This window comes from Pseudomonas sp. SC11 (assembly GCF_047039205.1).
Lineage (GTDB): Bacteria > Pseudomonadota > Gammaproteobacteria > Pseudomonadales > Pseudomonadaceae > Aquipseudomonas > Aquipseudomonas boreofloridensis.
This window is the reverse complement of the sequence record NZ_CP178183.1, coordinates 223,163-235,489: the sequence shown is the minus strand read 5'-3', so window position 1 is coordinate 235,489 and position 12,327 is coordinate 223,163. Positions and strand designations below refer to the sequence as shown.

Genomic DNA, 12,327 nt, shown 5'->3' with positions numbered 1-12,327 from the left:
CGGGCAGCAGCGCTGGAGTGAGTGGCCATCTGGGGCTCAAACAATGAGCTCCCGGATGCCACGTGTAGGTCGTTTCCACGACTTACTCTCGATGAGTTGTCGATCAATGCACTCCTTACCAGAAGTAATGGCTTCCTTGGCGCACTCCATCAACAAGCCATGCAGGTCACCGGTATTTCCCCCCGAGATCGAATGAATCAGCTGAGCTAGCTCTGGCTTGAACAACGATGATGGCTTCTTGAGCGGCAGCACTGCTTCAAAAGCCTTCAACAGGCGCTGGAAGTCGGCATTGAGCTTCCAAGTATCCAGTTTGATGACATCGAATCGACTGGCGTGCTGAGGATCGAGATGAAGAATCTGTACGGCATCAGGTGTTCCGACACCAACGATCGGGATCACCAACGTGTTACACAGCATCTTGATCGCATTCATCACCTCACGCTGCTTCGTAGCAGGCCCTGTAAGCAGTGAGTGGATCTCATCGATGATCAACATGCGCACATTGAGATGGCGCAATGCGTGGATGACCTGAAAGCGAAGGGTGACCTTGGAATCCGTGGTTCGGTATGGCATCCACAGCTGGTCCAGGATAGCAACGTAGAGATCCTTTTCCTCCGCCGAAGGTGGGGCCTCCGCCACGATAATCGGCCTGACAGGCTCGGCGTTGTCGTTGGTATAGCCTTTACCATGAGTATTGTCGAAATGCTGAATAATCGTCGTCTTGCCATTGTTCGGCTCCCCCACGATCAGCAAATTGGGCATCCTCGCTCGCTTAGGCGCATCAAGCAGGCATTCCAAGCTGTCCAAGATGTGATGGGCAGACTGATACCCAATCCAGCGAGGCTCGCCCATGAATCGGATACGCTCGCGGTCCGACAGTTGCAGCACGGGTCTGAAATCTGCGTGTAGATGTGCGTACTCAGTCATTGGATATCACCGATCAGATCAACATCATCGAGCAGCAGCCCGTCACTCGCAGAAATTGAAGGTGGCGCCTCCACGGGTACTTTAACAGGACGCGCCGGCGTGGAATTCTTGCTGTGCACCTTGTTCTTTTGCGCGTCCCGACGCGCCTTCTTGGTAGTTGCCGAAGCCGTGTCCACGATCTGACGACGCTCCAGGATCATCCTGGCGATCAGCGCCTCGTCAATGTGCTTCCGTCCTTCGTCAACGGCCTGCTTCTTCGCGGCACGGAATTCCCACAACGTTGCTGCTGGAAACGCCTGGTTGGCCACTGGCACCCGGAAGTACTGCTTGAGTACAGGGTCGTAGAACCAGATTACGCTGATATCACGAGGATCTCGTCTGAAAACGAATTTGCGAGCCTGGCCGGTTTCAGGGTCCGTCGTCCCGATCCAGTGCCGCAAAGCCTCCGAGTAGTAGTACACATCAAGCTGCACACCATAATGTTGCACCGTTCGACGGTAAGACGGCATGAAATCCAGCTGGACCGTGAGAGGATCCGCAGGCCGCGGTGGGATGCTCACCAATGGATCGACCTCACGACTTCCAAAGAATCCGAGATGCCATTTACGCGCCGGACTCATGTAAATCGCGGAGTGGTAGTTGTTGTGGTAGAGGATGATGGTCCGCACCAGCCACTCTTCAAACTCACTCATCGTGAGGGCCGCGTGCTTGTCTGAATCGTAGCCCTCTCGATCGGAAACGTTGCTGTGCGTGGTACCAGGCAGCGCATGCAGCTCTCTCATGAACGTACCGAGTAGCCGCTCGATATGGCCACCATACTTAGGCCGCTTCACCGGCCGGAACTGGTTCTCGATGTTGTAGTTCGCGCACGAGCGGCGGAAGTTTTCGGTCCGGAAGTCAGGGCCGTTATCCGTATGGACAACACGAGGGAAACCCCACACTGGCCATTCGCCTTGGATGCCATGGAGATTAAGCCAATCCTCCTTAGGCAGAATGGAGTGCGCCAGGCACATAGCGACAGAGATCTCGGAGGGCTCTTCCAACGCAAGGTAGTAGCCATCGACCATCCGCGAGTTCAGGTCGATTGCCAAACTCAGCCACAGACGGCCAATCGGCTTGCGGTGCCGGTCATCCACAATGATCAGATCGATTGGCGTGTGGTCAATTTGGACGACTGCCAGCGGATAGTCGGCTCCGGGGAATTGGCCAACGGATGGTGTGTGCCGATTACGAGCCTGATCAGCGAAACCTCGCCGACGCAACACGATCTTCTCTGGAATTCGCTTGATCCTGGCCCTGATCGCTGATGCGCTAGGGGGGGTGAGACCAAGCGCTTTGGCCTGCCTTTCGATCTCTTTGATCGTCGACTGGACGGAATGACGCTGAGTTGTCAGATAGTGCTTATCAACCACCTCATCAATGAGCTGATTCGCCTGGGCGCTCAACCGGCTATTGCCGGACTGCCAGCCACGCTTGCGTGGGACTAGCGCCAGCACCTCCTGCCAACTTTGGTACCGATCCAACCAACGATAAAGCGTGGCAGTGTCGACACCAACCTCTTTGGCGCGCGCCTCTACGCTGCTTCTTGGCAGAACCGAGTCACGCAATAGAGGCTTGATCGCCGAAAAGCGCTTTTGGGCAACAGCCCATTCATCCGAGCTGATTGTCGAGATGTCGTAGTTGACGTAAAGACCATCAACTCGCTCTTGCTCTACGGTCTGCAATTCTGGAATTCGGAGCGAGACACTTCGGCCAGTCTCGACCTCCACGCCGACGACATTCTGAAAGTCGAGCAACTGGACAATGCGGTAGACCTGCTTGTCGCGGCGGACCATCTCGCCCACTTCGACACGCACACGCTCCCTGGACGGCTCGAATGGGACGAGGTGCTCGTCCGTGTCGATTTCATAGATGTTCATGGCGTGGCCACCCAAAGCTCAAGATATTCGTTCAAAGGCTCGGTGATATCGCACTCTACCCGTCCAGTTGCGATCAGGTGCCACAACAGTGCCACACCACGGTCGCGGTATACGCCCTTGAAGTGGCGCGCAAGCAAATAGTGCACAGGAGCAAACTCCATCTCGTGGAGTGTTTTCAGGACCATGTCGATATCTTCCCGATCAAAGTCCAAACGCTCGAACCGCTCCAGGAACGTGATGTTGTCGAGCGGCAGTCCACGGATGCGCGATTCGTCGTAGATGCTGAAGGTCCAGCCTTCCTGCCGCGCGTAGCGACGCGCTGCCTTCCATTTCCCCAGCCAGGTGCGCCAGTTCTTGCGCCATTCGTAGGCGGGCTTGACCTCGACCAGCATCGGCTTGATGTAGTTCATGTAGTCGACGCCCAGTGGCTGGCGGTAGTGCACGAGGAAGTCGGGGGTATAGGTCTGAGCACGCCCGAGTGCGTCGACAAAATCCACCCGAACAGGCTGAGCAATCACTGATTCAACGCGATGAGAGAACCTCATGCGCTTGAGGAAGTCGCGCTCGAGCAGCGACTCGAACGGCACGCCACCTGCACCTCGGAAGGGCAGAAAGCCCGAGACGCTGCGACGAGTCGGCTTGATCGTGCGGACCTGTTTAGGCTGGTCGCAGCTATTTCGAGTAATTTTCAATTCTGTCGCATCCAATTCGAAAATTTTTCGCATCTATTTATGCAACCAGATGCCATGGTCCGCGGCCTCTAGCGTAATGGGTTCGCAGCTATTTCGAAAGCCTACAGAGGCAGCAGGCCACAGCCCGGCGAAATCACCCTGGCGCACCAAGGGGTGCTGTTTCTCGACGAGTTGCCGGAATTCGAGCGGGGGGTGCTGGAGGTGCTGCGCGAGCCGTTGGAGTCTGGAGAGATCGTGGTATCGCGGGCCAGAGACCGGGTGCGCTTTCCAGCACGCTTTCAACTCGTGGCAGCGATGAATCCCTGCCCCTGTGGCTATCTGGGCGACCCGGCAGCGCGCTGTCGTTGCAGCCCGGAACAGATCCAGCGCTACCGCAACAAACTCTCTGGTCCCCTGCTTGACCGTATCGACCTGCACCTGACCGTGGCGCGCGAGAGCACCACCCTCAGCCACCAGGCCAGCGGCGAAGGCAGCGCCAGCGTCGCCGCCGTGGTCGCCGAATGCCGCGAACGCCAGCAGCGGCGCCAGGGCTGCGCCAATGCGTTTCTCACCTTGCCGGGCCTGCGTCAGCACTGTGCATTGAACAGCGCCGACATGACCTGGCTGGAGAACGCTTGCGAACGGCTCAACCTGTCGCTGCGCGCGGCCCACCGGCTGCTCAAGGTGGCGCGAACCCTGGCCGACCTCGAACAGGCCGAGCGTATCGAACGCGCGCACCTGGCCGAGGCTCTGCAGTATCGGCCAGGCAGTTAACGCCAAGCCGTTGGCGACCGGCTCAAAACGCCTTGCTGAGCGTCGCCCAGACCCGCACCGACGACTGACTTCCCGCCACCGAAGGCTCATTGCCCACCGGCGTAGCCACTGAAGCAGAGGCACGCCACTGCTGCGGGCCACTCCAGTTCAAGCCCACGCCCGCACCGGACAAGGTGGCGCTGTTATCGGTGCCGCCAATGGGTCGGCGATTGATTTTCACGTAGGCGCTGTCGAAGAAGGTGATCGCTTGCCAACGGCCAGCCCATCCTGCACCCAGCTCGTGGCGCCATTCGAGCGTGCCGGCATAGCCGGTATCGCCCGACAACGCGCCGATGTCGTAGGCGCGCACGCTATAGGGGCCGCCGACCGTCAGTTTTTCCGCCGAGTCGAGATTGACATCGCTCCACTGCGCAGCGAGGTTCAGGTAGATCGCGTCGCTCGCCGTCAGCCCCTGCAAGCGGGAGAAGTTGGCATTGAGCTTGGAGAATCCACCCTCGGGCTGCCTTTGCACGGGCGCTTCATCGGTGATCACACGGCCACTGGTCAAGCCGACGCTCCAGGCGCTGACAGCGCCCGCCAGCAGGTCATCTCGCAGGTCACCATTGAGGCTCAGCACCCAGTTGTTGAGGTGACGATCGTTGCTGATGCCGGTGGCATCGATGTCATCGCGCAAACGCTTGTTGTCGAACTGCGCCTGCACGTAAAGGTTGCTGTCCCGGCTGCGCAACAGCGGGTGCCTGATCCAGACGCTGGCCAAGTCGGCGGTGCCGTTGGCATCCAATTCGTCGAAGTCGTTGCCCAGGCGGTACTTCAGATGCGAGTAGGCCACTCCGGCGCGCGTGCCTTGTCCATTGAGCAAGGCCTCATAGGACAGACGCCCGTAGTTCATGTCGCTTCCGGCGGACACCAGGGTCGCCGTGAATACATCACCCAGTCGCAGTGGGTTGAGCAGACTCAGGTTGGCAGACAGACGCTCGCGGCCAATGTAGCGGTTGCCGAAGTTGTCCAGCGCAACGGTCGCCAGCGGCGCCGGATTGTCCACCGTCGCGACATCCAGATCGGAGGTGCCGACAGCCGCGCCCGGTTTGAGCGTGGCCGCCACGCCCACGCCCGGAATGTCCGAGAGCAGCAAAAGGCTGCGGTTAAGTGACGGGTCATCGATCACGGCGCCACTGCGCAGCGGTTCCAACGTGGAGTTCAGCAGGCCGTCGCGCACGTCGCTGCGGTTGTCCAGTCGCACCTGGCCGTAACGCGCCTCGACGACCAGGAGCGTGACGTTGCCATCCTGGATCGTCTGGGCAGGAATGATGGCCCGCGCCAACGGATAGCCCCGTTGCTGGTAGTAGGCCGTGATCCGACCGGCCACTGCGTTGATTTGCGAGAGGGTCAGCGCCTGGCCCTCCTGGTCCGCGACCAACGCATGCAGCTCATCGGCCGTGAACTGGGTGTTGCCAGTGATCAGTAGCTTCTTGACCAGAAACGGCGGCGACTCGGGCAGCGCGGTCGGGCTCCCGGTCTGGGTTTGCAAGGCCGGTGCCGACGACGACGGGACAGGTGGCAGGCTCGGCTCTACCTGCTGCAGGATCACGCCCGCGTCCGGGAATGTCTGGGCGGACAAGGGCTGGGTGATGCAGGCCACCATCAGAGCGGCGGCCATGGGGCGGTAACGGAGCGACGATACGGTAGTTTTTTTCATTGAAATTATCGCTGGGTGCGGGCGGCTACGGGCGGTAGTTGCACACCACCGTTCTGGATGCTCAACAAGGGAGCAGGCGTGGCGAAGCCGGAGGCAGTGTTGAGCAGGGCGGTCTTGCGATCGCCTTCTGTACGCTGCTGGTCGGTCTTGACCTGTTGGTCATCGCGGATGTCGAGGGTCGAAGACAGGTTCAACGCTTGCGGCTGCGCGGTGGCCTGCGGCGCGAGGATGGACGACTGCACCTGCGCGACCGCGGTCTGCACCCTGACGACAGGCAGGACCGGTGCCGGCGGGGTGACGGGCACGGTGACTGAAACCGCCGTGATGTCCGCCAGCGCCACCGTCTGGCCGGTGAGCAGATAGTTCGAGCTGTCAGCGCCCAGCAGCCGGCTGGTCAGATTCACCGTCTTGCCCGCACCGACGGTGGCGTCGGCGAATGCGCCTGCGGTCACGAGCGCCACGTCGTCGCCCGTGAACACTCCTGTCAACGACGCGCTGCTGGCATCGACCAAGGCCGTGGTGGTGCCATCGAACACCTTGGAGCGGGCATTGATGCCGGCGAGTGACACGCTGGCCGGGGTGATCGCTGCGGTCAACCCGCTGGGCGCGACGAGACTGTAGTTGGTCGCGTCGGCGCCATTGAGGCTATAGCCACTGACCGTGACGGCTTTGCCCGTGCCGACGTTCTTGTCGGCGAAGGTGGCCGTGCCCGTACCGCCGACGGCAACCGCATCGGACCCGAACCCATTGACCGAAGCAGTCCCCGTCAGGGTCGCCACCGTGGAGCCGTCATAGGTTTTGCTGGCGGCCGCGATACCGGTGATGCCAAGCGTGGCTTTAGCAATGTCGGCCGACAGGTTGGCCGGCTGCACCAAGTTGTAATTGCCGGCATCGGCGCCCACCAGCGTCACGCCAGTGACCGAAATGGCCTTGCCCGCGCCCACGTTCTTGTCGGCGAAGCGGCCGATTGCACTGCCGGAAAGCGCAACGGCATCAGCCCCGATGGCCGAGACGCTGGCGGTTCCGCTCAAAGCCGCCACCGTGGTGCCGTCATAGATTTTGTCGTTGGCCCCAAGCCCGGTCAGCGCTAGGTTGGCCTTGCTGATCGTGGCGGTCAGGCCGCTTGGCTGGATCAGCGCGTAGTTGCGCGCGTCCGCGCCGGTCAAGGTGTAGCCGTTGACCAGGACCGATTTACCAACGCCCGCACTCTTGTCGCTGAAGGCGCCCGAAGCAGTGCCATTGAGGCTCAGCACATCGCTGCCGAATCCGCTCACTGTAGCGATACCCGACAAGGTCGCGGCGGTGGTGCCATCGTAGGTCTTGTTGGCGACGTTCACGCCTGTGACGCTGATATCAGCTTTGTCGATGCTAGCAGAGAGGCCGCTGGGCGGTGCCACCTCGTAGTTGCCGGCGTCGGCGCCGGACAGGGTGTATCCGGTTACGCTGACAGCCTTGGCCGCGCCGACGTTCTTGTCGGTGAAAGACGCCGTGACAGGGCCGCTCACCGACACCACATCGCTGCCAAACGCATTGACCGTGGCGGTGCCGGTGAGATTCGCGGCGGCGGTGCCGTCGTAGGTCTTGTTCACTGCCGTGATACCGACGATGCCCAGCGTGGCCCTGGCAATGTCCGCAGTGAGATTTGCTGGCTGCATCAGGTTGTAGTTGCCGGCATCGGCGCCGACCAGCGAGTAACCCGTGACGGAGACCGTCTTTCCAAGACCGGCCTGCTTGTCAGCGAAGTTGCCGCTTGCATTGCCGACAACAGACACGGCATCTGCCCCGAGCGCCGAGACACTGGCGATCCCGCTCAGCGTGGCGGCGGTGGTGCCGTCGTAGGTTTTGCCGTTGGCGCTCAACCCGGTCAACGCCAAGTTCGCCTTGTCGATCGTGGCGGTCAACGCCACAGGTTGAAGCAGGTTGTAGTTGCCAGCGTCGGCACCGGTGAGGGTGTAGCCGTTGACGAGGACCGCTTTGCCAACGCCCGCATTCTTGTCGCTGAAGGCGCCCGAAGCAGTGCCATTGAGGCTCAGCACATCGCTGCCGAACCCGCTCACCGTAGCGATACCCGACAAGGTCGCGGCGCTGGTGCCGTCGTACGTCTTGTTGGCGGCGCTCACGCCTGTGACGCTGATGTCAGCTTTGCCGATGCTGGCAGAGAGGCCGCTGGGCTGGAGCACGTCATAGTTACCCGCGTCGGCGCCGGACAGGGTGAAGCCGGTTACGGTGACAGCCTTGGCCGCGCCGACGTTCTTGTCGGCGAAGGACGCCGTGACTGGGCCGCCCACCGACACCACATCGCTAGCAAAGGCATTGACCGTGGCGGTGCCGGTGAGATTCGCGGCGGTGGTACCGTCGTAGGTTTTGTTTGCTGCCGAAATACCCACGATGCCGAGCGTGGCCTTGCCGATATCGGCCGTCAGGTTGCTTGGCTGCACCAGGTTGTAGTTGCCGGCATCGGCGCCGACCAATGAATAACCTGTCACGGAAACCGCTTTTCCGACGCCTGCTTGCTTGCTGGCGAAATTGCCGCTTGCAGTCCCGGCAATCGACACGACATCCGACCCAAGCGCCGTGACACTGGCGGTTCCGCTCAACGTAGCGGCCGTGGTGCCGTCATAGGTCTTGCTGCTGGCCGCAAGGCCAGACAAGGCCAGATCGGCCTTGGCGATGGTGGCCGTCAGCCCGGTGGGCTGGCGCAAAGTGTAGTTGCCAGCGTCAGCACCGCTGAGGGTGAAGCCGTTGACGAGCACCGACTTGCCAACGCCCGCGTTCTTGTCGCTGAACGCAGCCGAAGCCGCGCCATTGAGGCTCAGTACATCGCTGCCGAATGGGGTCAACGAAGCGCTACCCGACAAAGTCGCGGCGGTGGTGCCGTCGTAGGTCTTGTCAGCGACGCTCAGTCCGCTGACGGTGATATCGGCCTTGTTGATGGTGGCCGTAAGGCCGCTGGGCTGGACCGCGTTGTAGTTGCCCGCGTCGGCGCCGACCAAGGTGTATCCGGTCACGCTCACAGCCTTGCCCGAGCCAGCATTCTTGTCGGCGAACTCGGCAGTGCCGGTACCGCCTACCGACACCACATCACTGCCCAGCGCGGCCACAGAGGCCGTTCCGTTCAGCGTCGCGGCGGTACCGCCATCGTAGGTTTTGTCACCTGCGGTGATTCCAGAAACGACCAGGCTGGTTTTGCCGATGTTGGCCGTGAGATTGCTCGGCAACACCAGGTTGTAGTTTCCGGCGTCAGCACCGCTCAGGCCGTAGCCGGTCACCGACACCGTCTTGCCAGTGCCCGCGTTCTTGTCGACGAATTGCCCGCTGCCGCTACCCGATACGGAGACCACATCGGCGCCAATCGGCTGAACCACGGCGAACCCGCTGAGGGTGGCCGCGCGGGTGCCGTCGTAAGTTTTGTCGCTGGCAACGATGCCCGACAGCGCCAGGTCCGCTTTGCTGATAGATGCCGTCAGGCCTGAGGATGGCGCCAGTTGGTAGTTGCCAGCATCCGCGCCCGACAGCGCGTAGCCGAACACACTGACCGCCTTGTTGGCGCCGACGTTCTTGTCGGCGAAGCTGGCGCTGCCTGAGCCTGTCACCGACACCACATCGGCGCCAATCGGCGCGACCGTTGCGCTGCCGGCCAGTGACGCCGCCGTAGTGCCATCGTAGACCTTGTCGGCCACAGCGATGCCCGAGACGGCCAGGTTGGCTTTGCTGATGGTCGCCGTCACGCCGGTGGGCTGAACGATGTTGTAGTTGCCTGCATCGGTGCCAACCAGGGTATACCCACCCACAGTCACCGCTTTGCCCGAACCTGCGTTCTTGTCAGCGAAAGTGCCCGTCCCCGTGCCGGACACGGCCACGACATCACTGCCCAACGCTGACACGGCAGCCGTGCCAGACAGCGTAGCGCCCGTACCGCCATCGTAGGTTTTGCTCTGTGCGCTGACGCCCGATACCGCCAGGTTGGCCCTGGTGACATTGGCAGTCAGCCCCGTTGGCATGACCAGGTTGTAGTTGCCTGCGGATGCGCCGGAAAGCGTGTAGCCATTGAGGGTAACGGCCTTCGCGGTGCCCACGTTCTTGCTGTCGAAGCTGCTGCCTGCGCCAGAGCCCACGACCGAAACCACATCCCCGGCAATGAGGCCGTTGCCTGTTGCAGTACCGCTGAGCGTGGCGGCGGTGGTGCCGTCATAGGTCTTACTGTTCGCGGTAACGCCAGTGAGGGTGAGCGTCGCCTTGTTGATCGTGGCGGTCTTGCTGTCCAAGCCGTTGAGCGCGTATTTGCTTGCACCAGGGCCGCTGAGGGTCACACCGCTGATCGTGACCGCTTTGTTGGCCCCTGCATTTTTGTCTGCGAAGGACGCCGTAGCAGCACTCAAATCGACCGTGGCATCGGACGGGCCGCTCCCCAGCACCGAGAGGCCGCTGACAACACCAGACGTTGTGCCGTCGTAGGTCTTGCTGGCAGCACTACCCACGACGTTGACCAGCATGTAGGCATTGAAATTACTCGCGTTGACAAGGTTGTTGCCGTAGTCCGGATCGATCAGGCTTTCATACGCGGTCGGCGAGGTGTAGCTGGTGGGGTTGTAGTAGAACTTGACCGAGCCAGTGTTGGCGTAGACCGTGCCATTGCGGCCCATGTCGATGGTGCCGATTCCGCTGGCCATGTTGTCGGCACGCAACACGATGCTGCCGTTGCCGCCGCTGGCGTCGATGCTCGCCGAGCCTCGGAAGCTGATGTTGCGCAGAGCGCTCAGGGTCAAGGTAGTCGAACCGGTCCAGTAACCACTGCCGATGGAAATACCGTCCAGCAGGATGATGTCGCCATTACCCGAGACACCCGCGCTGCAACCCACGCCGGCACACGACACGCTTTGACCGGTCTTGATGGTGACGTTGTTGTTGGCCAGTGCCTGCGAGATCTGGTCGTAGTTGATGTCGTATGGATCAGAAGAGAAACCACCGATCCTCAGGTCCTGAGGATCGAGCAACCATTCGCCTGCCTGGCCTTTGGACGCCTGGGTGGTCACCGCAGCCGCAGCGCCGACGCTCAACTGCTTGCCCGACGTCTCTACGGATCCGCCGTCGCCACCGTTGCGCCCGGCCTGGGCGCTGATGGCGCCGTTGAACGTGGTGCTGCCATCGGACCACACCGCGACCTTGCCGCCCTTGCCTTGGCTGATGGCGTCGGCCTTGATGCGGCTGCCGGCCGCCACGGTGACCGCCTTGGCATTGCGCTCAGGCCTGGCGCCAAGAAAGTTGCCACCCACCAGTGCGGTGCCGCCCGCCAGGTCGCCGCTCACGTCGATCGCACTCTGGGCGGCCAGCGCCACCGTCTCGCCCAGCACCTTCACCGTGCCCCCGGTCTGGCCGACCTGCGTGCCGGACGCATCGAGGGTGCCGCTGTTGCTGACGGTACTGTCAGCGCCGCCGCCCAGCACGATGGTGCCGTTGATGTTCTGCACGCTGCGCGCCTGGACGATGCCGGTATTGTTGACCACGCTGGCCAACACGGCGTCCTTGGCCCCGGCCGACATCAGCACGGTACCGCCATCGGCCTGCACCAGCCCACCATTGCTCGCCAGCCCTTGCAGGGTGCCCTTGTCCACCTGAAGGTTGACCAGCTTGTCACCGGTGAACGACAGCGTGACCTCGCTGCCTGCGGCCAGCGCGGCCGTGCCGCCCGGCGTATTGATGGTTCCTTGGTTATCGACCTTGTTGCCGAGGAAAGCGACGTAGCCGCCCTGCGCGGTGGTGATGGTGCCCTGGTTGACGATGCTGCCCGCACCGTTGCCGCTGAACGTGCGGGCCGGATCGGACAGCGACCGGTCGCTGATATCGAGTGTGGAGGCCACCAGTCCACCGACGTTCACCTGCGACCCCGCGCCGAACACGATGCCGTTGGGGTTGACCAGATAGACCTTGCCATTGGCGTCCAACTGGCCGAAGAACTGCGTGGGGTTCACATCGCTGATACGGTTGACGGCGATGGCGCTGCTCGAAGGCTGCACGAACTTGACCGATTCGGCACTGCTGGTGTTGAACGACTGCCAGTTGACCGAGAGGTTCTGCGTGCCCTGAGTGATGGTCGTGGTGGTGCCCGCCTGGCTGATGCTACCGGCACCCGCCGTGATTTCACCGCCTTGTGGCCCCGCATGCGCCAGGGGAGTGGCCGCGCTCGCCATCACCATCACGGCAACGGACAGCTTGCGCAGGGATTTCTTGCCAGGCCCGAGGGTGAGCTCGGAGACTGCGATCAGAGCCTGTTGCGCCGGGCTCCAGACAAGACGGTAGACGTGATTCATGGTCGACTTCCCATGCGGATGCATACGCTCGT

Annotated in this window: 5 protein-coding genes and 1 pseudogene; 1 reads left to right on the top strand and 5 read right to left on the bottom strand. The window is 61.9% G+C overall.

The features are described 5' to 3' along the window. Window positions 1–36: 36 nt before the first annotated feature. Genes ACK2SD_RS01070 through ACK2SD_RS01060 form a run of 3 tightly spaced genes read right to left on the bottom strand, consistent with a single transcriptional unit; the run spans window position 37 to window position 3,391 of the window. Window positions 37–927, bottom strand: coding sequence for a TniB family NTP-binding protein (locus tag ACK2SD_RS01070; RefSeq protein WP_050703248.1), 891 nt, complete (start codon window positions 925–927; stop codon window positions 37–39). Next, entirely contained in the window at window positions 924–2,846 is a 1,923-nt protein-coding gene (locus ACK2SD_RS01065; RefSeq protein WP_412461133.1) for a Mu transposase C-terminal domain-containing protein, read from the bottom strand. The genes ACK2SD_RS01070 and ACK2SD_RS01065 overlap by 4 nt, the downstream gene beginning before the upstream one ends. Continuing rightward, complete coding sequence (locus ACK2SD_RS01060; protein WP_330125837.1) at window positions 2,843–3,391, bottom strand: TnsA endonuclease N-terminal domain-containing protein; 549 nt, start codon at window positions 3,389–3,391, stop codon at window positions 2,843–2,845. The genes ACK2SD_RS01065 and ACK2SD_RS01060 overlap by 4 nt, the downstream gene beginning before the upstream one ends. Window positions 3,392–3,646: 255 nt before the next feature. Here ACK2SD_RS01060 and ACK2SD_RS01055 point away from each other — a divergent pair. Further along, window positions 3,647–4,291, top strand: a pseudogene (locus ACK2SD_RS01055) (ATP-binding protein); the annotation flags it as partial. 22 nt (window positions 4,292–4,313) lie between these two features. On the opposite strand, the gene ACK2SD_RS01050 reads toward ACK2SD_RS01055, so the two are convergent. Together ACK2SD_RS01050 and ACK2SD_RS01045 are read right to left on the bottom strand one after the other, a co-directional pair. Further along, window positions 4,314–5,987 carry a ShlB/FhaC/HecB family hemolysin secretion/activation protein gene (locus ACK2SD_RS01050; protein ID WP_412461132.1) on the bottom strand — a complete coding sequence of 558 codons (1,674 nt, stop codon included), beginning with the start codon at window positions 5,985–5,987 and terminating at the stop codon, window positions 4,314–4,316. Between the two features lie 5 nt (window positions 5,988–5,992). Then, window positions 5,993–12,295 carry a YDG domain-containing protein gene (locus ACK2SD_RS01045; protein ID WP_412461131.1) on the bottom strand — a complete coding sequence of 2,101 codons (6,303 nt, stop codon included), beginning with the start codon at window positions 12,293–12,295 and terminating at the stop codon, window positions 5,993–5,995. Between the last annotated feature and the right edge of the window lie 32 nt (window positions 12,296–12,327).

Excerpts from the sequence above, each read along its gene's own strand:
- ACK2SD_RS01050 (WP_412461132.1), bottom strand. The coding sequence starts at position 5,987 with ATGAAAAAAACTACCGTATCGTCGCTCCGTTACCGCCCCATGGCCGCC.
- ACK2SD_RS01060 (WP_330125837.1), bottom strand. The coding sequence starts at position 3,391 with ATGAGGTTCTCTCATCGCGTTGAATCAGTGATTGCTCAGCCTGTTCGG.
- ACK2SD_RS01065 (WP_412461133.1), bottom strand. The coding sequence starts at position 2,846 with ATGAACATCTATGAAATCGACACGGACGAGCACCTCGTCCCATTCGAG.
- ACK2SD_RS01045 (WP_412461131.1), bottom strand. The coding sequence starts at position 12,295 with ATGAATCACGTCTACCGTCTTGTCTGGAGCCCGGCGCAACAGGCTCTG.
- ACK2SD_RS01070 (WP_050703248.1), bottom strand. The coding sequence starts at position 927 with ATGACTGAGTACGCACATCTACACGCAGATTTCAGACCCGTGCTGCAA.